This window comes from Ramlibacter sp. PS3R-8 (assembly GCF_037572435.1).
Lineage (GTDB): Bacteria > Pseudomonadota > Gammaproteobacteria > Burkholderiales > Burkholderiaceae_C > Ramlibacter.
This window is the reverse complement of sequence record NZ_JBBHGT010000001.1, coordinates 980,178-1,001,426: the sequence shown is the minus strand read 5'-3', so window position 1 is coordinate 1,001,426 and position 21,249 is coordinate 980,178. Positions and strand designations below refer to the sequence as shown.

Annotated in this window: 19 protein-coding genes and 2 tRNA genes; 14 read left to right on the top strand and 7 right to left on the bottom strand. The window is 69.3% G+C overall.

Annotation, left to right across the window (positions count from 1 at the left end; all coding sequences use genetic code 11):
• Positions 1-92 precede the first annotated feature (92 nt).
• Together ispD and ispF are read left to right on the top strand one after the other, a co-directional pair.
• Positions 93-788, top strand: coding sequence for a 2-C-methyl-D-erythritol 4-phosphate cytidylyltransferase (ispD, locus tag WG902_RS04685; protein WP_340058770.1), 696 nt, complete (start codon positions 93-95; stop codon positions 786-788).
• 4 nt (positions 789-792) lie between these two features.
• Positions 793-1,272 carry a 2-C-methyl-D-erythritol 2,4-cyclodiphosphate synthase gene (gene ispF / locus WG902_RS04680; protein WP_340058769.1) on the top strand — a complete coding sequence of 160 codons (480 nt, stop codon included), beginning with the start codon at positions 793-795 and terminating at the stop codon, positions 1,270-1,272.
• 69 nt (positions 1,273-1,341) lie between these two features.
• Here the strand turns inward: ispF and WG902_RS04675 are convergent, their stop codons facing one another.
• Positions 1,342-2,820: a sensor histidine kinase gene (locus WG902_RS04675; protein WP_340058768.1), complete on the bottom strand. Its 1,479-nt coding sequence runs from the start codon at positions 2,818-2,820 to the stop codon at positions 1,342-1,344.
• A 39-nt stretch (positions 2,821-2,859) separates the two neighbouring features.
• Positions 2,860-3,591 carry an osmolarity response regulator transcription factor OmpR gene (ompR, locus tag WG902_RS04670; protein WP_169419489.1) on the bottom strand — a complete coding sequence of 244 codons (732 nt, stop codon included), beginning with the start codon at positions 3,589-3,591 and terminating at the stop codon, positions 2,860-2,862.
• Positions 3,592-3,808: 217 nt separating this feature from the next.
• Between ompR and WG902_RS04665 the strand changes: the two genes are divergently transcribed.
• From WG902_RS04665 to WG902_RS04650, 4 genes are all read left to right on the top strand, one after another.
• Positions 3,809-4,513: an SIMPL domain-containing protein gene (locus WG902_RS04665; RefSeq protein ID WP_340058767.1), complete on the top strand. Its 705-nt coding sequence runs from the start codon at positions 3,809-3,811 to the stop codon at positions 4,511-4,513.
• A gap of 82 nt (positions 4,514-4,595) precedes the next feature.
• On the top strand, positions 4,596-5,582 hold the full coding sequence (locus WG902_RS04660; protein ID WP_340058766.1) for a diacylglycerol/lipid kinase family protein: 987 nt from the start codon (positions 4,596-4,598) through the stop codon (positions 5,580-5,582).
• Positions 5,579-6,394 carry a metallophosphoesterase family protein gene (locus WG902_RS04655; protein WP_340058765.1) on the top strand — a complete coding sequence of 272 codons (816 nt, stop codon included), beginning with the start codon at positions 5,579-5,581 and terminating at the stop codon, positions 6,392-6,394. Before WG902_RS04660 ends, WG902_RS04655 begins: the two co-directional genes overlap by 4 nt.
• Before the next feature lie 190 nt (positions 6,395-6,584).
• Entirely contained in the window at positions 6,585-6,890 is a 306-nt protein-coding gene (locus WG902_RS04650; protein WP_340058764.1) for a WGxxGxxG family protein, read from the top strand.
• Between the two features lie 102 nt (positions 6,891-6,992).
• Here WG902_RS04650 and WG902_RS04645 read toward each other — a convergent pair whose 3' ends face one another.
• Positions 6,993-7,763: a 3-hydroxybutyrate dehydrogenase gene (locus tag WG902_RS04645; RefSeq protein ID WP_340058763.1), complete on the bottom strand. Its 771-nt coding sequence runs from the start codon at positions 7,761-7,763 to the stop codon at positions 6,993-6,995.
• A 73-nt stretch (positions 7,764-7,836) separates the two neighbouring features.
• Here WG902_RS04645 and WG902_RS04640 point away from each other — a divergent pair, with 73 nt between their 5' ends.
• The 6 genes from WG902_RS04640 (at position 7,837) to rimO (ending at position 13,714) form a co-directional block, all read left to right on the top strand.
• Positions 7,837-8,778, top strand: a complete 942-nt coding sequence (locus WG902_RS04640; RefSeq protein WP_340058762.1) for an alpha/beta fold hydrolase — start codon at positions 7,837-7,839, stop codon at positions 8,776-8,778.
• Positions 8,750-10,954 (top strand): RelA/SpoT family protein, encoded by a 2,205-nt coding sequence (locus tag WG902_RS04635; RefSeq protein ID WP_340058761.1) that lies wholly within the window; start codon positions 8,750-8,752, stop codon positions 10,952-10,954. Before WG902_RS04640 ends, WG902_RS04635 begins: the two co-directional genes overlap by 29 nt.
• Before the next feature lie 29 nt (positions 10,955-10,983).
• Positions 10,984-11,412, top strand: coding sequence for a hypothetical protein (locus tag WG902_RS04630; protein ID WP_340058759.1), 429 nt, complete (start codon positions 10,984-10,986; stop codon positions 11,410-11,412).
• Positions 11,413-11,507: 95 nt separating this feature from the next.
• Positions 11,508-11,582, top strand: a tRNA-Val gene (locus WG902_RS04625).
• A gap of 142 nt (positions 11,583-11,724) precedes the next feature.
• Positions 11,725-12,261 carry a polyhydroxyalkanoate synthesis repressor PhaR gene (phaR, locus tag WG902_RS04620; RefSeq protein ID WP_340058758.1) on the top strand — a complete coding sequence of 179 codons (537 nt, stop codon included), beginning with the start codon at positions 11,725-11,727 and terminating at the stop codon, positions 12,259-12,261.
• Between the two features lie 67 nt (positions 12,262-12,328).
• Positions 12,329-13,714, top strand: coding sequence for a 30S ribosomal protein S12 methylthiotransferase RimO (gene rimO, locus WG902_RS04615; protein WP_340059437.1), 1,386 nt, complete (start codon positions 12,329-12,331; stop codon positions 13,712-13,714).
• Positions 13,715-13,901: 187 nt separating this feature from the next.
• Here rimO and WG902_RS04610 read toward each other — a convergent pair.
• A tRNA-Leu gene (locus WG902_RS04610) sits at positions 13,902-13,986 on the bottom strand.
• Positions 13,987-14,004: 18 nt separating this feature from the next.
• Here WG902_RS04610 and rnr point away from each other — a divergent pair.
• A complete protein-coding gene (gene rnr, locus WG902_RS04605; protein WP_340058757.1) occupies positions 14,005-16,266 on the top strand; it encodes a ribonuclease R in 2,262 nt (753 codons plus the stop codon).
• A 22-nt stretch (positions 16,267-16,288) separates the two neighbouring features.
• Positions 16,289-17,053, top strand: a complete 765-nt coding sequence (locus WG902_RS04600) for an SDR family oxidoreductase (protein ID WP_340058756.1) — start codon at positions 16,289-16,291, stop codon at positions 17,051-17,053.
• A gap of 91 nt (positions 17,054-17,144) precedes the next feature.
• On the opposite strand, the gene WG902_RS04595 is transcribed toward WG902_RS04600, so the two are convergent.
• The 3 genes from WG902_RS04595 to WG902_RS04585 are packed head-to-tail and all read right to left on the bottom strand — an operon-like array spanning position 17,145 to position 21,208.
• Positions 17,145-18,572, bottom strand: coding sequence for an NAD(P)H-hydrate dehydratase (locus tag WG902_RS04595; RefSeq protein ID WP_340058755.1), 1,428 nt, complete (start codon positions 18,570-18,572; stop codon positions 17,145-17,147).
• Positions 18,573-18,587: 15 nt separating this feature from the next.
• The gene (locus WG902_RS04590; RefSeq protein ID WP_340058754.1) at positions 18,588-19,862 is read right to left on the bottom strand and encodes a D-amino acid dehydrogenase; all 1,275 of its coding nucleotides are present in this window, start codon (positions 19,860-19,862) and stop codon (positions 18,588-18,590) included.
• On the bottom strand, positions 19,862-21,208 hold the full coding sequence (locus WG902_RS04585; RefSeq protein ID WP_340058753.1) for an amidase: 1,347 nt from the start codon (positions 21,206-21,208) through the stop codon (positions 19,862-19,864). Before WG902_RS04585 ends, WG902_RS04590 begins: the two co-directional genes overlap by 1 nt.
• Between the last annotated feature and the right edge of the window lie 41 nt (positions 21,209-21,249).

Here is a 21,249-nt window from a genome sequence, read left to right as displayed (position 1 = left end):
ACCGGAAATGCAAAACACCCCGCTCCTGGAAAGGGTGGGGTGTGGACGCATTGTAGGGGGAACCACGCGGCTTAGAATGATTCGGACATTCCATGAACACGAGCGCACCCGCCCCACGGTATTTCGCCCTCATTCCATGCGCCGGCCTCGGCAGCCGGGCCGGCACGGCCGGCCCCAAGCAATACGAACGCGTAGCCGGCCAGCCGATGGTGTGGCACACGCTGTCGGCGTTCGCCGGCGTCAAGCGCATTGCCCGCACGCTGGTCGTCGTGGCCCCCGGCGACGGCTTCTTCGAACGCAACCCCACGACGTCCGCGCTGGTCGTCCCGGTCGGCGGGCCGACCCGGGCCGCCACGGTCACCAACGGCCTGCGCGAGCTGCGCCGCGCCGGCGCGGTGGACAACGACTGGGTGCTGGTGCACGACGCGGCGCGCTGCCTGGTCACCCCCGAACTCATCGACCGCCTGATCGACGCCTGCGATGGCGACGAGGTCGGCGGCCTGCTGGCCCATCCGCTGGCCGACACGCTGAAGATAGGCGAGGGCGGCCGCGTGGCCGGCACCATCGACCGCGCGGACAAGTGGCAGGCGCAGACGCCGCAGATGTTCCGCCTGGGGATGCTGCGCCAGGCGCTGGAGGGCGTGGCCGACCGCATCACCGACGAGTCCAGCGCCATCGAGGCGATGGGGCTGAAGCCGCTGCTGGTGGAAGCGGGCGGCCAGAACTTCAAGGTCACGTACCCGGAAGACTTTGCCATGGCGGAGGCCGTCTTGCGCGGCCGCCGCTGAAGCGATGGAACTGCGCGTCGGCGAAGGCTGGGACACGCACGCGCTGGTGCCCGGCCGGCCGTTGGTGCTGGGCGGCGTGGCGATTCCTTTCGAGCGCGGCTTGCTCGGTCACTCCGATGCGGATGCCTTGCTGCACGCGATCACCGATGCCTTGTTCGGCGCCGCCGGGTTGGGGGACATCGGGCGGCATTTTCCGGATACCGACGATGCCTTCCGCGGCGCCGACTCAGTTGCCTTGTTGAAGGAAGCGGCGGCGCGCGTGCGCGCCCAGGGCTGGACGATCGCCAACGTCGACAGCACCGTGATCGCGCAGGCACCGAAACTCGCGCCGCACATTGAAGCGATGCGCGCCCGCATCGCGCAGGCGCTGGAGATTGCGCCCGCGCAGGTCAACGTGAAGGCCAAGACGGCGGAGCGGCTGGGCCCGGTGGGGATGGGGCAGAGCATCGAGGCGCGGGCGGTGGTTCTGCTGGTGAAGCAGTAGGGAGTGCATGGGGAGCCCTGGGTCCCCGCCTGCGCGGGGATGACGGAGAGGGGGCCGGGATGACGTCTACTATGCCGTCGCTTCGCGCGCCGCCGCTGCCCTGCGCTCCGCTTCCGCAGCACCGCCACCCGGCACCGGCGGCATCTGCCTCGGACGCTGCAGCTTGATGTGGGCAGCCAGGCCGCCGGAGGTGGTGTTGGCCAGGGCGAAGATGCCGCCCATGCGCTGCACCGTCTTGTCGACGATCGCCAGGCCCAGCCCCGCGCCGGTGGCCGCCGTGCGTGCCGCGTCGCCGCGGAAGAAAGGCTTCACCAGGTTCGGCAAGGCATCGGGAGACACGCCCATGCCGTGGTCGCGCACCTTCAGCAGCACCCATTCGTTGCGCGCGCGCGCGGCGATGTCCACCACCGCCACGCCCGTCTCCGGCGTCTTGCCGTAGCGCCGCGCGTTTTCCAGCAGGTTGCTGATGACGCGCGCCAGCTCCACCTCGTCGGCGAGCACCTGCACGTTCTTCGGCAGGTCCAGGTTCACCCGGATGTCGCCGTGGTCCTCGATGGCGTACATGCACGCCTCGATCACGTCGTTCAGCACCACCGGCTTCAGCTCCGCGTGGTCCGGCCGCGCGTAGTCGAGGAACTTGTCGATGATGGCGTCGAGCTGGTCGATGTCGGCCGCCATGTGGTCGCGCGCATCGGCGTCCACCACGCTCATCTCGGTTTCCAGCCGCAGGCGCGCCAGCGGCGTGCGCAGGTCGTGCGAGATGCCGGCCAGCATGACGGCGCGGTCCTGCTCGATCTTGGCAAGCTGCTGCGCCATGCGGTTGAAGCCGATGTTCACCTCGCGGATTTCGGAGGTCACGGCCTTCTCGTCGAGCCGGCTGGCGTCGAAGTCGCCGTCGCGCACGCGGCTGGCGGCAAACGAGAGCTGCTTCAGGGGACGGTTGATCAGCCGCGCGATCACCGCCGCGCCCGCCAGCGACAACGCCGCCGCCGTGATCAGCCAGACCAGCCAGGTCTTGCCGCCGACTTGCGAAAACTTGGTCCGGTCCAGCAGCATCCAGTAGTCGTCGCGGTCGATCCTGAACCCGATCCACAGGCCGTCGTCCCCGTTCATGGCGCTGGCCATCACGGTGCCGCTGCCCAGCCGGCTCGCCAGCTCGTCGACGATGCGCTGGTCGATCGCACTGGCGTTGAGCGGCGTGAACTTGTCGACCGGCTCGCGCGGCAGGATGCGCACGCCTTCCTGGTCGGCCAGGGTCTTGATGAGCGAGACCCGCGCGATGGGGTCGGCATGGACCAGCGCCGCGCGGCTCAGGTTCACCAGCGATGCGATCTGCTGCGCCGTCTGCACCGCGCGCGGTTCGAATTCGAGCTGGCGGAAGGTCTGCAGCCAGGCCACGATGGACCCGATCAGCAGCAGCGACAGCAGGAAGAAGGTGCGCCAGAAGAGCGACAGCCCCAGCCGCGGCCGCATCTCGAGAGGTGCGGGCGCGGTTTCCAGGGGGGCCGGGCTGGTGGCCTCGAGTTGGGTGGTGACGCCGCGGATCATGACCTCGTCATTCTGTCACCCGCTGCCACCGGGCTCGTATCAACCCGCTCCGTCCGGCACGAAGACGTAGCCCACGCCCCACACCGTCTGGATGTAGCGGGGCGACGCCGGGTCGGCCTCGATGAGCTTGCGCAGGCGCGAGACCTGCACGTCCAGGCTGCGGTCGAAGGGCTCGAACTCGCGGCCGCGGGCCAGTTGCGCCAGCTTCTCGCGCGACAGCGGCTGGCGCGGGTGCCGCACCAGCGCCTTGAGCATCGCGAATTCGCCGGTGGTCAGGGGCAGCTCCTCGCCGTTCTTGCGCAGGGTGCGGGCACCGAGGTCGAAAGCGAAGGGGCCGAACGACACCACCTCGTTGTCGGAGGAGGGCGCGCCGGGCGCTTCCTGGGCCGGCCGGCGGCGCAGCACGGCGTGCACCCGGGCCAGCAGCTCGCGCGGGTTGAAGGGCTTGCCGAGGTAGTCGTCGGCGCCGACTTCCAGGCCGACGATGCGGTCCACGTCCTCGCCCTTGGCGGTGAGCATGATGATCGGGGTGCGGTCGTTGGCGGCGCGCAGGCGCCGGCAGATCGACAGGCCGTCCTCGCCGGGCATCATCAGGTCCAGCACGATCAGGTCCGCGGTTTCCCGCAGCATCAGCCGGTTGAGCGCCTTGCCGTCTTCCGCGAGGATGACTTCGAAGCCTTCCTGCGTCAGGTAGCGGCGCAGGAGGTCGCGGATGCGCGCGTCGTCGTCGACGACAAGGATCTTGTCGGTGCGGGCTGCTGCTTGCGTCATGGTTCTCCTGGGGCCTATTTGTAACAGCGCCGATTCTGCAGGGCTACACAGCCGGATTGCGGGTTTTCACGGGTGCTTTTCACACCGTTACAAATGTTGCCCCAGCCGTGCGCCATTGACACGATGGATGTGAACCTCGGCGCCGGGCCGCCGTTTCCAGAAGATGAGAACCTGCCCTGTGCAGAATCGCCCCGGCTCTCCAACCAGAAGAAGAAGCATGAATACCACCCGAACCTTCCTCGCCGCGTGCCTGCTGGCCGCCGGCGCCGCGCAGGCGCAGGTCGCCGCCGTCGCGCCGCCGCAGAACGTGCTGCAGCTGCAGGCCAGCGGCACCGTCGAAGTGCAGCAGGACCTGCTGATGCTCAATCTCACGACGGCGCGGGATGGCACCGATCCGGGCGCCGTGCAGTCCCAGCTGAAGACGGCGCTCGACGCGGCGCTCATGGAAGCCAAGAAGAACGTGCAGCCCGGCCAGCTGGACGTGCGCACCGGCAACTTCGCGCTCTATCCGCGCCACAACAAGGAAGGACGCATCTCCGGCTGGACGGGCACGGCGGAACTGGTGCTGGAGGGTCGTGACTTCGCCCGCATCACCCAGACCGCGGGTCGGATCACCACCATGACGCTGGGCGGCGTGAGCTTCGGCCTCAGTCGCGAGCAGCGGGAGCGTGTCGAACGCCAGGCGCAGGCCACCGCCATCGAAAGCTTCAAGGCGCGCGCCGGCGAACTGGCCAAGGGTTTCGGCTTTTCCGGCTACACGCTGCGCGAGGTGTCGGTCAACGCCAGCGACCCCGGCTTCCAGCCGCGCATGCGGATGATGGCGCAGGAGGGCCGCGTGGCTGCGGCGGATGCTTCGGTGCCGGTGGAACCCGGCAAGAGCGCGGTGGTCGTCACCATCTCGGGCTCCGTGCAACTGCGCTGAGCGCCGGCCGGCACCGCGCGGCCCATCATTTCGGCGCTGCAGTCCGACAAGCGCGGCCGTCGGCTGGCCCTAAGCTCGTCGGATGTCCGCCGTCCTGCCAGAAACCACCGAGGAGGAAACACCCGACGCGCCCCCTGCGTCGGCGGAGTTCTTCATCGTGATGAACCAGGGTTCCGGTTCCGGCGAGAAGGACGAGGTCCGCCAGGCCATCGAGCAGGTGCTGGACGGTGCGTCCCGGCGCTACCGCTTCGTGGACGTGCAGCCCGGCCGGATCCTGGCGGCATGCCAGCAGGCGGCCCGCCTGGCCAAGGACGAACACGGCATCCTGGTCGCGGCGGGCGGCGATGGCACCATCAACTGCGCCGCGCAGGCGGCCTTCACGCACGACGTGCCGATGGCAGTGATCGCGCAAGGCACGTTCAACCTGTTCGCGCGGCAACTCGGCCTGGCCCTGGAGGCAGCGGAGGCCACGCGCATGCTGCTGGCCGCGCGCCCGGAGCCGGTGCAGGTGGGCTGGGTCAACCAGCGCCTCTTCCTGGTCAATGCCTCGGTGGGGCTGTATCCCAAGTTGCTGGCCGATCGCGAGCAGGTGAAACACAAGCTGGGGCGCCGCCGCTGGATCGCCATGCTCGCGGCGCTCAAGAGCCTGCTCGAATGGCACCGGCAACTGGTGCTGGAGGTCGAACTGGACGGACAGCTGAAGCAGGTCCGGACGGCCAGCGTCTTCGTCTGCAACAACCGCGTGCAACTGCAGCGCATCGGCATCGCGGACGACATCGTGGCGCAGGTCGGGGAGGGCCGCCTGGCCGGGGTGACGGTGCGTTCGATCGACCTGTGGGCCAAGCTGCGCATGATGGCTTACGCGATGGCCGGGCGGCTGGGCGACGAACGCGGGGTGGATTCGTTCACCCTGCGGACGCTTTCGGTCGGCTCCCGCCGCGTGCGCCGCATGACCGTGGCCACCGACGGGGAGGTGCAGAAGATGCAGTTGCCGCTGCGCTTCACGGTCGCGCCGCGGCCGCTGCGCGTGATGCTGCCGCCGGCGGAGCAGAGGCTGCCGGCCGAATGACGGTTCTCCTGCACATCTCGGACACGCACTTCGGCACGGAAGAGCCGCCGGTGGTGGCCGCCGTGCAGCAACTGGTGCGCGACGAGAAGCCGGACATCGTGATCCTGAGCGGCGACATCACGCAGCGCGCCCGCAGCGCCCAGTTTGCCGCCGCGCGCCGGTTCTGCGATTCGCTGGGCGTTGCGCATCTCCTGACGTTGCCGGGCAACCATGACATCCCCCTCTACAACGTAGCGGCGCGGCTGTTCTCGCCGTACGGCAAGTACATGAACTGCTTCGGGCGCGACCTGGAGCCGGAAATCGAACTGGTTGACGTGCTGGTGATCGGCGTCAACACCACGCGGCCGCGGCGGCACAAGGACGGCGAGGTGTCGTCGGGGCAGATCCAGCGCGTGGTGGACCGCCTGCGCACGCGCCGGCCGGACCAGCTGCGCATCGTCGTGACGCACCAGCCTGCGTGCGTGATGCGGCCGGAGGACGAGAAGGACCGCCTGCACGGCGGCGAGAAGGCGGTGGTGGCGTGGTCGGGGGCCGGCGCCGACCTGGTGCTGGGCGGCCACATCCACCTGCCCTATGTGAGCGACATCTGCGCGCTTGCGCACGGAGCGCCGCGCACGATGTATTGCGTGCAGGCGGGCACGGCCGTGTCGCACCGCGTGCGGCACGGCACGCCGAACTCGCTGAACATCATCCGCTGGGACCCGCCGGCCGCCGGCGCGGTGCGCGCCTGCCGGGTCGAACGTTGGGACTATGACCTGGCGGACGGCCGCTTCGAAATGACGCATCCGTACGACCTGCAGCTGGGCGACTAGAGACTCTGCCAGTGCCCTTCAAGTAGGACGCAGGCGCGTTTTCCTCCCCGACACGGTTCGTGCTGCTGGCCCTCCATCCGCAACCGCTGGCCCACCTTTTCCGGGCTGCACTCGCGCCACGCGCCGACTGCATGGGCGCCCCCGGGCATCGATCATTGACTCCATCGAAACACCAACAGGAGCCCTATCGATGAAGAAGCTTTCCCAAGTCGCTGCCGTCGCAACCCTCGGCCTGGCCTGCGCCATGCCCGTGATGGCCCAGGGCAGCGCCACGACCGATACCTCCGCTTCGACCACGGCGCCGGCGTCCACCGTCAGCGCGACGCCGAACACCACGTCCATGGGCGCCGGCCCGTCCGACCTGAACCGCGACACGGAAAACGACCGGGACATGGGATGGATCGGTTTGCTGGGTCTTGCCGGCCTGCTGGGCCTGCGCCGCAAGCGCAGCGACTACGACCGCCACAACAGCGTGCGCCCGACCACCGCGCGCTGAGCACGTGAATTGTCGGGGTCGGCTCCTCGCCGAACCCGACCTACGATCTCTGAACTCTCCCAATGCGAAAAGATTGCCCGCCTCGGCGGGCTTTTCTTCGTCTTACTGGGCCGCCCAGCCCCCGTCCATGTTCCACGCGACGCCGCGCACGTTCTTCGCGGCATCGGAACAGAAGAACACGGCCAGCTCCCCCAGTTCTTCCGGCGTGGTGAACTGCAGCGATGGCTCCTTCTCGGCCAACAACTGCTTCTTGGCTTCCTCGTTGGAGACGCCGTTCGCCGCGGCCCGCGCGTCCACCTGCTTTTGCACCAGGGGCGTGAGCACCCAGCCGGGGCAGATGGCATTGCAGGTCACGCCGGTGGTCGCGGTTTCCAGCGCCGTCACCTTGGTCAGGCCGACCAGCCCGTGCTTGGCGGCGACATAGGCGGACTTGTGGGCCGAGGCGACCAGCCCATGCACCGAAGCCACGTTGATGATGCGGCCCCAGTCCGCCTTCTTCATCGCGGGCAGGGCCAGCCGGCTGGTATGGAAGGCGCTGGTGAGGTTGATGGCGAGGATGGCGTCCCAGCGCTCGGGCGGGAAGTCCTCCACCGGCGCCACGTGCTGGATGCCGGCGTTGTTCACCAGGATGTCCACGCGGCCGAACTGCGCGGCGGCGTACTTCATCATGTCTTCGATGTCGGCGGGCTTGCCCATGTCGGCGCCGTGGTAGCCGACCTTCACTCCGAGGCCGGAGACCTGGGCCTTGGGCCCTTCGAAGTCGCCGAAGCCGTTGAGCACGATGTTGGCGCCTTGCCGGGCCAGCGCCAGGGCGATGCCCAGTCCGATGCCGCTGGTGGAGCCGGTGACGAGTGCGGTCTTGCCTTTGAGCATGGGATGTCTCTTTGCGATGATTTACGATGACGTGAACGGCCGAGCGTAATCCCAACCGGAACGAGCCGCATCCATGACCGTCCCTACGCTGAACTACGTATCCTGCCCGGACCCGGCGGGCAGCCACCGCATGGCGTACTGGTTGTGGGGCGCCGCCGATGCCACCCACGTGGTGGTCTGCGTGCACGGCCTGTCCCGGCAGGGGCGCGACTTCGACGTGCTGGCGAACGCGCTGGTCGAGCGCAGCGCGCAGCCCTTGCGCGTGGTGTGCCCCGACGTGGTGGGGCGCGGGCGCAGCGACTGGCTGGCCGATCCCATGGGCTACGGCGTCCCCACCTATGCGGCCGACATGCTGCAGCTGGCAGCGCACCTGCACGCCGCGTCCCCGCTGCACACGCTCGACTGGGTGGGCACCAGCATGGGTGGCTTGATCGGCATGGCGCTGGCGGGCTCGCCCAAGCTGCCGCTGCCGGCGCCCATCCGCCGCCTGGTCCTCAACGACGTCGGCCCGGTCATCGAGTGGTCGGCGCTGCAGCGCATCGGCAGCTATCTGGGCAACACCGGCCGCTTCGACACCGTGCAGCAGGCCGCGGACGCGATGTGGCAGATCTCGCAAGGCTTCGGTCCCCATACGCCGCAGCAGTGGCTGGCCCTCTCGCAGGCCATGGTCGAGCCGGTCGCCACTGGCGGTTTCAAGCTGCATTACGACCCTGCGCTGGCGGTCCCGTTTCGCGCGCTCGACGAGGCGGCCGCGCGGGCCGGGCAGGTGTCGCTCTGGGCCTTGTACGACGCCATCCGCGCGCGCACCCTGCTGCTGCGTGGCGCGCAGTCGGACTTGCTTTCCGCCGACACGGCAGCCGAAATGACCCGGCGCGGGCCGCGCGCCCGGCTGGTCGCCTTCCCCGGCGTCGGCCATGCGCCCACGCTCGTTGCCCCCGACCAGGTGGAGGCCGTCGTCTCCTTCCTCTTGAACGAAGCGCCATCCGATGAAGAGCCACGCAGCCGAACAGGCTGAACCCCTCGCGGTCCCCGGGCTGGTGGCGGCGGCGGAACAGGCGCTGCCGCAGCAGGCCCACGCGCTGGCGCGGGCGCGCGCCTTCGCCGAGCCGCTGATCGCCGGCGAAACGCTCGACACCGGCGAGAACACCCTGGCCCATGCGGATGCGGTGGCCGAGATCCTGAAGTCGATGGGAGGCTCGGAGGCGATGCAGGCCGCCAGCTACCTGGTGTACGCGTCGCATCACCTGAACAAGCCGCAGGAAGTGATCGCCAAGGCGTTCGGCGACAGCTATGCGGCCCTGGCCGTCGAGACGAACAAGCTGGTGCGCGTGCAGCAGCAGGCGCGCGGCGCGCAGGTGTCGGCGCACCTGGTGGACGATCCGCGGGCGCAGACCGAAAACGTGCGCAAGATGCTGCTGGCGTTCTCGCGCGACCTGCGCGTGGTGATGCTGCGGCTGGCATCGCGGCTGCGCACGCTGCGCTACTTCGCCTCCACCAAGCGGCCGGTGCCGCCCGGCGTGGCGCAGGAGGCGCTGACCGTGTTCGCGCCGCTGGCCAACCGGCTGGGCATCTGGCAGGTGAAGTGGGAGATGGAGGACCTGGCCTTCCGCTTCCTGGAGCCGGACATCTACAAGAGCGTGGCGCGCTGGCTGGACGAAAAGCGGGTGGAGCGCGAAGCGTACGTCGAGCAGTTGCGCAGCGAACTGGAGGCCGACCTCAAGGATCAGGGCATCCAGGCGCAGGTGCATGGCCGGCCCAAGCACATCTACAGCATCGTCAAGAAGATGCGCGGCAAGGCGCTGGACTTCGAGCAGGTGCTCGATGTGCGCGCGCTGCGGGTCATCGTGCCGGACGTCAAGGACTGCTACGCGGCGCTGGCCTGGGTGCATGCGCGCTTCTCGCCGATCCTCGAGGAGTTCGACGACTACATCGCCCGCCCCAAGCCGAACGGCTACCAGTCGCTGCACACCGTGGTGCGCGACGGCGTCGGCCGGCCGATCGAGATCCAGCTGCGAACCCAGGCGATGCATGAACATGCCGAGCATGGCGTGGCGGCGCACTGGGCGTACAAGGAGGCGGGGCCCAAAGGCTATTCGGGCGTCAGCGCCTCGAGCGAGTACGACACCAAGATCGCGGTGCTGCGCCAGCTGCTGGCGTGGGAGCGCGACATGGCCGGCGCGGACCAGGGCCTGTTCGAGGACAGCATCTACGTGCTGACGCCGCAGGCCTCCATCGTGGAACTGCCGCGCGGCGCCACGCCGGTGGACTTCGCGTACAGCGTGCACACCAACCTGGGCCACCGCTGTCGCGGCGCCCGCGTGGACGGCGCGATGGTCCCCTTGAACACGCCGCTGCGCAACGGCCAGACCGTGGAGGTGGTGGCCGCCAAGGAAGGCGGCCCGTCGCGTGACTGGCTGAACACGGAACTGGGTTTCCTGGCCAGCCACCGCGCGCGCTCCAAGGTACGCGCCTGGTTCAACGAACAGCAGCGCCACGAGACGGTGGCCCGCGGCCGGGAGCTCGTCGAGCGCCTGCTGCAGCGCGAAGGCCGCACCGCGATGAAGCTGGACGACCTGGCGGTGAAGATGGGCTTCAAGTCGGCCGAGGACCTGTTCGGCGTGGTCGGCAAGGACGAACTGTCGCTGCGCAGCATCGAGGTGGTGCTCAAGCCGGCCGCGGCGCCCAGCGACGACGAGGTGCTGCTGGCCCGCAAGTCGCGGCCGGCGCAGCCGAAGTCGCCCAAGGGCGGCGTGCTGGTGGTCGGCGTCGATTCATTGATGACGCAGCTGGCCAAGTGCTGCAAGCCGGCGCCGCCGGATCGCATCAGCGGCTTCGTCACGCGCGGCAAGGGCGTGAGCATCCACCGCAGCGACTGCGCCAACTTCCACCAGATCGTGGCGCGCAATCCGGAGCGCGTGATCGAGGTGGAGTGGGGCCGGCCGAAGGCCGGCGACGTGGCGGTGTACCCGGTCGACGTCTTCATCGAGGCCACCGATCGCCAGGGCCTCCTGCGCGACATCTCGGAAGTGTTCGCCAAGGAAAAGATGAACGTGATCGGCGTGCAGACGCAGTCGGTCAAGGGCACCGCGTGGATGACGTTCACGGTGGAAGTCGCCGACTCGCAGCGCCTGGGCAAGGTGCTGTCGGTGGTGCGGGAGGTCAAGGGCGTGAACGCGGCGCGGCGGCGTTGAGGGCGGCGTATTGGACTACCCTCCGTGCCATGCACTTCGGGATTCGCCTCGGGGCGGCCCGGCGGCTCATGGCCGCTGACGAACCCACGCCCGCCGAACTCCTCCTGATCGCCTGCGAGCTCGCCGTCAGGGTGGAGAGCCGGCCGGAGCGGCGTGACGGCACGGACGCCGCCGTCTACGCGAGCTCGGGTCGGACGCTCGCGCGCCGGATCCAGGCCGGGACGGAATGCGCGGCTTCGTGCAACGAGACCCCGCTGGCGTCGGATCAGGCGCCGGCGCCTTTCTGCTGGGACGTCTCGCTGCGGGTGGGTGCGGCCCGCAGGACGAACTACAAGGTCTGGCTGCGCGAGGACCAGGGCCAGCTGCAGGCGATCTGGATGGCCCGCGCGAAGGCAAGGCAGCTGCGCGACCGGCTGCCGCACGACCAGCGCAAGAAGAAGCCCTGGGGCCCGCTGTGACCGGTGCGGGGCTCCTGCCCTGGGGCCGATGCATGTTTTGCTATACTCCGAGGCTGTGACGCAGCTGCACTCGCGGCGCGCGTCGTGAAGATCACGGGCCGTTAGCTCAGCGGTAGAGCGCCTCTTTGACGTGGAGGATGTCGGAGATTCGATCTCTCCACGGCCCACCAATTGCATCGTTCGCGACCGGCCCGCCCCGCAAGGGTGGGCCTGTGTCTTAAGGGTTCTTCCCTGCACCGGCTGCCGGGCCCCCTCCTAGAATCTGCTGCAACGCAACAGTGCGGGCTCCAGCCCGCCCAGAGGAGTCCGTCCGTGACCAGCAAGAAAGCCAGCGGCGGCGCCAAGCCGGCGTTGCGCGTGATCAAGAAGTATCCGAACCGCCGGCTGTACGACACGGACACCTCGACCTACATCACCCTGATCGAAGTGAAGCAGCTGGTGATGGACTCGCAGCCCTTCGTGGTGCGCGATGCCAAGACCAACGAGGACCTGACGCGCAGCATCCTGCTGCAGATCATCCTGGAAGCGGAGGCGGGCGGCGAACCGATGTTCAGCGAGGCTGCGCTGGCCAACATCATCCGCTTCTACGGGCATGCGATGCAGGGCTTCATGGGCAGCTACCTCGAGAAGAACGTGCAGGCCTTCACCGACCTGCAGCGCCAGATGGCGGAGCAGTCGAAGACCTTGAACCCCGAGGTGCTGGCACCGTTCCTGGGCGTGCCCAATCCGCTGGTGCAGGGGGTGATGGGCAGCTATGCGGAGCAGTCGAAGGCGATGTTCGAGAAGATGCAGGAACAGATGCAGAAGAACACCGAACAGATGTTCGGTGCATTCGCCATCAAGAAATGACCGCAAGGCCTCCCGGTCTTGCACCGGGAGCAGGAATTTGTCGAACATGAACTGGGACAATCGGGCGATGACCGAGATCGCGTCCCCTGAAACCACTGCCGCGCCGAGAGTCGGCTTCGTCAGCCTGGGCTGTCCCAAGGCCCTCACCGACTCCGAACTGATCCTCACGCAGCTGAGCGCGGAAGGCTACGTCACCTCCAAGACCTTCGAAGGCGCGGACCTGGTGATCGTCAACACCTGCGGCTTCATCGACGACGCGGTCAAGGAAAGCCTGGACACCATCGGCGAGGCGCTGGCCGCCAACGGCAAGGTGATCGTGACGGGTTGCCTGGGCGCGCGCGCGGGCGAGGGTGGCGGCAACATGGTGCGCGGCGTCCACCCGTCCGTGCTGGCCGTCACCGGGCCGCATGCCACGCAGGAAGTGATGGATGCGGTGCACCTGCACCTGCCCAAGCCGCACGACCCCTTCACGGACCTGGTGCCGCCGGCCGGCATCAAGCTGACGCCGAAGCACTACGCGTACCTGAAGATCAGCGAGGGCTGCAACCATCGCTGCACCTTCTGCATCATCCCGTCGATGCGCGGCGACCTCGTCAGCCGTCCCATCGGCGACGTGCTCAAGGAAGCCAAGGCGCTGTTCGAAAGCGGCGTGAAGGAGTTGCTGGTGGTCAGCCAGGACACGTCGGCCTACGGCGTGGACGTCAAGTACCGCACCGGTTTCCATGACGGGCGCCCCGTGCGCACGCGCATGTTCGACCTGGTGGCGGCGCTCGGCGAGATCGCGGAGCCGTACGGCGCCTGGGTGCGACTGCACTACGTATACCCGTACCCGCACGTCGACGAGATCATCCCGCTGATGGCGCGAGGCCTGGTGCTGCCTTACCTGGACGTGCCGTTCCAGCATTCGCACCCCGACGTGCTGCGGCGGATGAAGCGTCCCGCCAGCGGCGAGAGGAACCTGGATCGCATCGCGCACTGGCGCGCGATGTGCCCCGAGCTGGTGGTGCGCAGCACCTTCATCGCGGGATTCCCGGGCGAGACGGAGCAGGAATTCCAGCACCTGCTGGAGTTCGTGCGCGAAGCGCAGATCGACCGCGCGGGCTGCTTTGCGTACAGCCCCGTCACGGGCGCCGCGGCCAACGAGCTGCCCGGCGCGCTGCCGCTGCAGGTGCGCGAGGAACGGCGCGCGCGCTTCATGGCGGTGGCCGAGGAAGTGTCGGCGGCGCGCTTGCATCGCCGCGTGGGCGCGACGATGCAGGTGCTGGTGGATTCGGCGCCGGCGCTCGGCCGCAAGGGCGGCCTCGGCCGCTCGTATGCGGACGCCCCGGAGATCGACGGGACCGTGCGCCTGCTGCCGCCGCAAAAGCTCAGCAAACGGCTCACGGTGGGCGAGTTCACCCGGGCGCGGATCGTGGCCACCGACGGCCATGACCTGGTGGCGGAGCCCATCTGAGCGTCCCGAAAAGCAAAAAGGCCAACGGTGAGCTGGCCTTTTTATCTGTCCACAAACAACAAAGCCGGCGAAGCCGGCCTTATCATTCCTCTCGTGACGAGAGTTGGTGCCCAGGAGATGAATTGAACCTCCACGATCACGTTCGAGTCCCATTGAAAAAGCCGGCAAGGCCGGCTTTTCGTGATCTTGGTGCCCAGGAGAGGACTCGAACCTCCACGATGTTACTCGCTAGTACCTGAAACTAGTGCGTCTACCAATTCCGCCACCTGGGCATTTCAGGAAAAACAAGATTGTATATCAAAAACATCGAACGAACCAATGGCAGCGGCCTCCTCGACGAGATCGAGGGAGTGATCCAGGGACACCGTGACGGCCACGGTTATGTGAGCCGCGACGACGGTGAAGCCGACATCTACCTGCCACCCAACGAGATGCGCGCGGTGCTGCACCGCGACCGGGTTCGCGCGCGCATCGTGCGCCACGACCGCAAGGGCCGGCCCGAAGGCCGCGTGGTCGAAATCGTGGAGCGGCCGCCGCATCCCATCATCGGCCGCCTGCTGCACGAAAGCGGCGTGTGGCTGGTGGCGCCGGAAGACAAGCGCTACGGCCAGGACGTGCTGGTGCCCAAGGGCGCCACCGGCCTGGCCAAGTCGGGACAGGTGGTGGTGGTCGAACTGACCGAGCCGCCCAGCCTGTACGGCCAGCCGGTGGGCCGCGTGAAGGAAGTGCTGGGCGAGGTCGACGACCCCGGCATGGAGATCGAGATCGCGGTGCGCAAGTACAGCGTGCCGCACGAGTTCTCCGAGGGGTGCATCGCGCAGGCCCGCTCGCTGCCGGACAAGGTGCGGCCGCAGGACAAGAAGGGCCGCGTGGACCTGACCGATGTGCCGCTGGTCACCATCGACGGCGAGGACGCGCGCGACTTCGACGACGCGGTCTATTGCGAGCCGGCCAAGGTGGGCCGCGGCAAGGGCTGGCGGCTGCTGGTCGCCATCGCCGACGTCAGCACCTATGTGCAGACCGGCAGCGCCATCGACATCGATGCGTACGAGCGCGCCACCAGCGTCTATTTTCCGCGGCGGGTCATCCCGATGCTGCCGGAGAAACTATCGAACGGGCTGTGTTCGCTGAACCCGGAAGTCGAGCGCCTGTGCATGGTTTGCGACATGCTTGTCACGGCCTCCGGCGACGTGCACGCCTACCAGTTCTATCCGGCCGTGATGTGGAGCCACGCCCGCATGACCTACACCGAGGTCGCGGCGATCCTGGCCAACACCCGCGGCCCGGAAGCAACGCGCCGCAAGGATCTTGTTCCGCACTTCCTGAACCTGCACGATGTGTACCGCGCGCTGCTGAAGTCCCGTAACGCCCGCGGCGCGGTGGACTTCGAGACGACGGAAACGCAGATCATCTGCGACGAGAACGGCCGCATCGAACAGATCGTGCCGCGCGTGCGCAACGACGCGCACAAGTTGATCGAGGAGGCGATGCTGGCCGCCAACGTGTGTTCGGCCGACTACATCCAGCAGGCCGAGCACCCCGGGCTGTTCCGGGTGCACGAGGGCCCGACGCCGGAAAAGCAGGAGATCCTCAAGCAGTACCTCAAGGCCATGGGCGTGGGGATGTCCATCAGCGCCGACCCGACGCCCATGGAGTTCCAGCAGATCGCGCTGGCTACCAAGGAGCGGCCGGACGCCCAGCAGATCAGCACGATGCTGTTGCGCTCGATGCAGCAGGCCATCTACTCGCCGCACAACAGCGGGCACTTCGGCCTGGCCTACGAGGCCTACACCCACTTCACCAGCCCGATCCGGCGTTACCCCGACCTGCTGGTGCACCGCGTGATCAAGGCCATCCTGGCCAAGGAGCGCTACCAGCTGCCGGCCCTGCCGACGCCGGGCGAGGCGCACGCCAAGCTGGCGCGCCGGCTGGCCTCGCGCGCCGCGGCCCCGACGCAGAAGCTCAAGAAGAAGCCGGTGGTGCAGACGCGCGAGTTGATGGCGTGGGAAGCGGCGGGCCTGCACTGCAGCGCCAACGAGCGGCGCGCCGACGAGGCCAGCCGCGACGTCGAGGCCTGGCTGAAGTGCAAGTACATGCGCGACCACCTCGGCGAGGAATACTCCGGCGTCGTCACCGCGGCCACCAGCTTCGGCATCTTCGTCACGCTGGACGCCATGTACGTCGAAGGGCTGGTGCACATCACCGAGCTGGGCGGCGAATACTTCAAGTTCGACGAGGCGCGGCAGGAGCTGCGCGGCGAGCGCACCGGCATCCGCTACGCCATCGGCAGCCGCCTGCGCGTGCAGGTGAGCCGGGTGGACCTGGACGGCCGCAAGATCGACTTCCGGCTGGTGCGCGAAGGCGAGGAATTCATGGCGCGCGCCCTGAAGGACAAGGGTGTCGCGGCGCCGGAAGGCGTGCCGGCCAAGACATCCATCAAGCGGGCCGCCAAGAAGGCAGCCGCCAAGGCCAAGCGCTCGCCGGCGGACGCCGGCAAGGCCGCGCCCCGCAAGGCGGCGGCCAAGAGCAAGACGCGCAAGCCGCGTCGCTGACACACACGAAAGAGGAGACACCATGGCAACGAATCAGGCAGCGGCCGGCAAGGTCGCGATCGTCACGGGCGGCGGCAGCGGCATCGGCAAGGCCGCGGCGCTGGCGCTGCTGGGCGCGGGCTGGCGAGTCGCGGTCGCGGGCCGCCGCGCCGACGTGCTGCAACAGGTGGCCGAGCAGGCGCCCAAGGGGCAGGCGCTCGCCGTGCCGACCGACATCACCGACCCCGCCTCCGTGGAGGCGCTGTTCGCCGCCACCGTGAAGGCTTTCGGCCGCGTCGACCTGCTGTTCAACAACGCCGGCATCGGCTTGCCGGCCGCGCCGCTGGAAGACATGGCGGTGGCGGACTGGAAGCGGGTGGTGGACACCAACCTGAACGGCGTTTTCTACGGCATCCAGAACGCGTTCCGCGTGATGAAGGCGCAGCAGCCCATGGGCGGGCGGATCATCAACAACGGTTCCATCTCGGCCTATGCGCCACGCCCGCACTCGATCGCCTACACGGCGACCAAGCACGCGGTCAGCGGCCTGACCAAGACGGCGTCGCTGGACGGCCGCCGCTACAACATTGCCGTCGGCCAGATCGACATCGGCAACGCGATGACGGACCTGGCAGCGCGCATGGCCAAGGGCGTGCCCCAGGCCAACGGCGAGATCGCCGTGGAGCCGCTGATGGACGCGAAGATCGTGGGCGACTCCATCCTGTACATGGCCAGCCTGCCGCTGGAAGCGAACGTGCTGTTCCACACGGTCATGGCGACCAAGATGCCGTTCGTGGGACGGGGTTGAGCGTGAACCATGCCGGGGTGCGCGGTCGCGCAAGCCGGCCTGCGGTCACCGTCCTGGCGTAGGCCGGGTTGCGCGCCAGCGCACCCCGGCATCAGGCACCCGCCAACGCGCTCGCTGTCAATGGCTGCCCCGCCGGCCAGCGATCCGCCGCGAGGCCATGCAGGTACACCGCCGCGCTCGCGGCGGTCCACGCATCTTCTCCAGCCGCCAGCCGCGCCGCGATCATCCCGGCGAGCACATCCCCCGTGCCAGCGATCGCCAATCGTGCATTCCCCGTCGGATTGATCCGCACAGGTCCCCCTGGCGCCGCGATCACGGTTCCCGACCCTTTCAACACCACCACCGCACCGAACCGCTTCGCCAGTTCGCGCGCGGCAGCGAGCCGATCGGCCTGTACGGCAGCCGTGTCCTGTTGCAGCAGCCGCGCCGCCTCCAGCGGATGCGGCGTCAGCACCGTCGGTGACTGCCGACGCCCGCGGGCCTGCAACTGCGACTGCAGTTGCGCATCGGCGGCGATCGCATTGAGCGCATCCGCATCCAGCACCAGCGCCCTGGCGCGCAGCACCCGCGGCAAGGCCGCGCGCACCGCTTCGCCGCCGCCACACCCGCAGGCCACGCTCATCGCGGGAAAGTCCAGGCTGTTCCACGCCCGCACCATCAGGTCCGGCTGGTCCGCATCGAAGCCGGGCGCGGACGGATCGAGGAAACCGACGAACACGCGACCCGCGCCATGCTGCAGGGCCGCGCGCGCCGCCAGCAGCGCCGCGCCGGTCATGCCCGGTGCGCCGCCGACGATGGCCACGTCGCCGTAGCTGCCCTTGTGCGACGCGTGCAGGCGCATCGGCGGCGCCGGCGCCGTTGACAACGTCGCGCACGGCGCTTCGGTCGCCGGCACGACGCCCAGGTCATCGAGCCACACCGCGCCGCTCGCATCGCGCCCATGCGCCGTGAACAGGCCGGGCTTCAGCGACAAAAGGCTCAGCGTGTGGGTGGCCCGCACGCACACGCCCGCGTGACCGGTGTCGGCGTCCAGCCCGGACGGCAGGTCCACGGACAGCACGGGGGCGCGCCCCGTGTCCAGCCGCGCGATGTGTTCGAGCAGCATGCCCTCGGGCGGCCGCGCACTGCCAATGCCGAGCAGGGCGTCGATCGCCATGTCCCATTGGGCGGGCGGCTCGCCGGCGAAGCGCACGCCGGCGTCGCGGGCCCGTTGCAGTGACTTCCGGGCATCCTCCGGCATCCGATGTTCCTCGCCGAGCCAGGTCACCACCGGGTCCTTGACCCACTGCTTCAGGTGCAAGGCGGCCTCGAAGCCGTCACCGCCGTTGTTGCCGGGGCCGCAGGCGATCCACACCGTGCGGGCATGCGGGGCGATGGCCAGGGCCAGGCGGGCGACGGCGAGGCCGGCGCGCTGCATGAGCGTGTGGGCGGGCAAGGCGGCCGCGGCGGCTTGCTCGAGGCGCCGCACGGCGGCGACGTCGAACAGAGGCCAGGGGCGGTCGGGGGAGACGCGCTGCATGGCCCGATTGTGCGGTCAGCCGGCCAGCCGCTCCACCCCCAGCCCCTCGATGTCCACCTCCGGCGCGCGCGCCGACATCAGGTCGGCCACCACGCGCGCGCTGCCGCACGACAGCGCCCAGCCGCTCGAGCCGTGGCCGATGTTGATCCACACGCCCGGGACGCCGGTGGCGCCGAGGACTGGCGGGCCGTCCGGCAGCATCGGGCGGGCGCCTTTCCATTCCTGCACCGCGGAGCCGGTGTTGGCATGCTGCGCGGCGCCGGGGAACCAGTCGTGCAGCACCTTGTACAGGGTCTGGATGGCCGAAGGCCGCTTGTACGCCGGATCGCCGCCGATCTCCGCGCTGCCCGCGACGCGCACGCGGTTGCCCAGTCGCGAGATCGCCACCTTGTAGCGGTCGTCCATCACGCCGCTGCGGGGCGCATTCAGCGGCTCGCGGATCGGCGCGCTGATCGAGTAGCCGTGCACTGCCGCCAGCGGCACCTTCAGGCCCACCGGCCGCAGCAGGGCGGCCGAAGCCACGCCGCTGCAGATGACGACGCTGTCGAAGCGCGCGCTCACGGGCGCCGCATCGTCGTCGCGCGTGATGCGCAGCACGGTCGGCTGCGCGGCGTCGAGGGGCGCGACCGCGCAGTTGAATTCGAAGCGCGCGCCCAGCGCCTGCGCCTGGTTCTTCAGCAACAGCGCGAACTGCCGGCAGTTGCCCACCTCGTCGTCCGGCAGGTGGATGGCGCCCAGGAAACCGGTGTCCGGGTTGAGCGCCGGCTCCACCACGCGCGCCTGCGCCGCATCGATCTCGTGGAACTTCACGCCGGCGTCGCGCAGCACCTCCAGCCCGGGCAGAACCATCCTGCGGTCCTTTTCCGAGCGCAGCAGCACCATGTAGCCCTGGCTGCGGTCGTACTCGATCTGCAGGTCCTCGGTCAGCTGCTGCAGCCGGTGCCGGCTGTAGAACGCCAGCCGCTGCATGCGCCCGCGGTTGGCCAGGTACGTCGGCAGGCTGCAGGCGCTGCGCCAGCGCAGCATCCAGCGCAGCTCGTGCGCCGCGAGCGGCCAGCACACGCGTACCGGCGCATGGCGGCTGAACAGGTAGCGCGCGACCTTGGACGTCATCCCGGGCGCCGCCCAGGGCGTGACATAGCCGGGCGCGACGACGCCGGCGTTGGCAAAGCTGGTTTCGAGCGCAGCGGCGCCGTGTCGCTCGAACACGGTCACTTCGTGACCGTCGGCGGCCAGCTCGTACGCTGTGGTCACGCCGATGATGCCGGCGCCCACGATGGCGATTTTCATCAGGTGGGGGAGGAGGAGGCGGAGGAGAGCAGGCGCTCGATCTGCAGGGACAAGGCGAGGATCGTATCGTCCCGCAGCGGTCCGTGCCACGCCATCAGGCCCACCGGCAGTTCGCCGGGCGCGTGGCACGGCAGGGACAGGGCGCAGCCGTCCAGCATGTTCACCACGCTGGTGTTGCGCAGCAGCAGGGCGTTGGTGCGGAAGAAGGCCTCGTCGCGCTCGGCGCCCGGCGCGACGTCGGCGATCGGGGGCGCCACCATCGGGACGGTGGGCGACAGCACGGCGTCGTAGCCGGACAGGGCTTGCTCGATGTCCGCGATCCAGGCGGTGCGCGCGCGCTGCAGGTCGATGTATTCCCAGGCCTTGATGGCGGCGCCGCGCTCGATGCGCACTCGCACGCGGGGGTCGTACCGGTCCGCGCTGGACGCCAGCAACTGCCGGTGCCAGGCATAGCTTTCCGCGGCCGCGAAGCCGCCGGTGGCCTGCAGGCTGCCCAGGGCGGTGACCTGCGCCAGCGGGATCTCGTCGATGCGGACCCCGGCGTCGCGCAACTGGCGCAGCGTGCGCTCGAATGCACGGGCGACGGTGGCATCGGCGCCGTCGAGCATCAGCGTCGTGGCCACGGCCAGGCGGTAGGCGGACAAGGGCTTGTCGGAACGGGCGACTGTGCGGGCGGCAAGGATCTCGTGGGCCAGCACGGCGTCCCGCACGCTGCGCGTCATGGCGCAGACGGTGTCCAGCGTCCACGACAGCGGATAGGCGCCCTGCAGCGGCGTCAGCCGCGCGGTGTTCTTGAATCCGACGATGCCGCACAAGGCCGCCGGGATGCGGATCGACCCGCCGGTGTCCGAACCGAGGCCGATGAAGGCAGCGCCGGTGGCGACCGACACCGCTGCGCCCGACGAGGAGCCGCCCGGGATGCGCGGGACCTGCGTGTCGCACGGATTGGCCGGTGTGCCGTGGTGCGGATTGACGCCGACCCCCGAAAAGGCGAATTCGCTCATGTTGGTGCGGCCCACCACGACCCCACCGGCGGCGCGCAGGCGCGCCACGGCAACCGCGTCGGAGCCCGCCGGCTTCGCGTCTGCCAAAGCGGCGGAGCCCGCGCGCGTGGCCTCGCCCTCGACGTCGAACAGGTCCTTGACCGACACCGGCAGGCCGGCCAGGGGCGCGTCGGCGGCCGCGCGCCGGGCCTCGGCCGCGGCTTCGTCGAAGCGGGTCTTCAGGAAGGCATGCGCGCAGGCCGGGGAACCGGCGGCGGCGCGGGCGCTGGCAAGCTCGTCGGCGATGGTGGCCTGGCCTTGGCGCAGGCGCTCACGGGTGCTGTGGAGGTCGGGGCGGAGCATGGGGAAATGGGAGGGCGGTCGAGGCGGTGACAGAGGGGGCT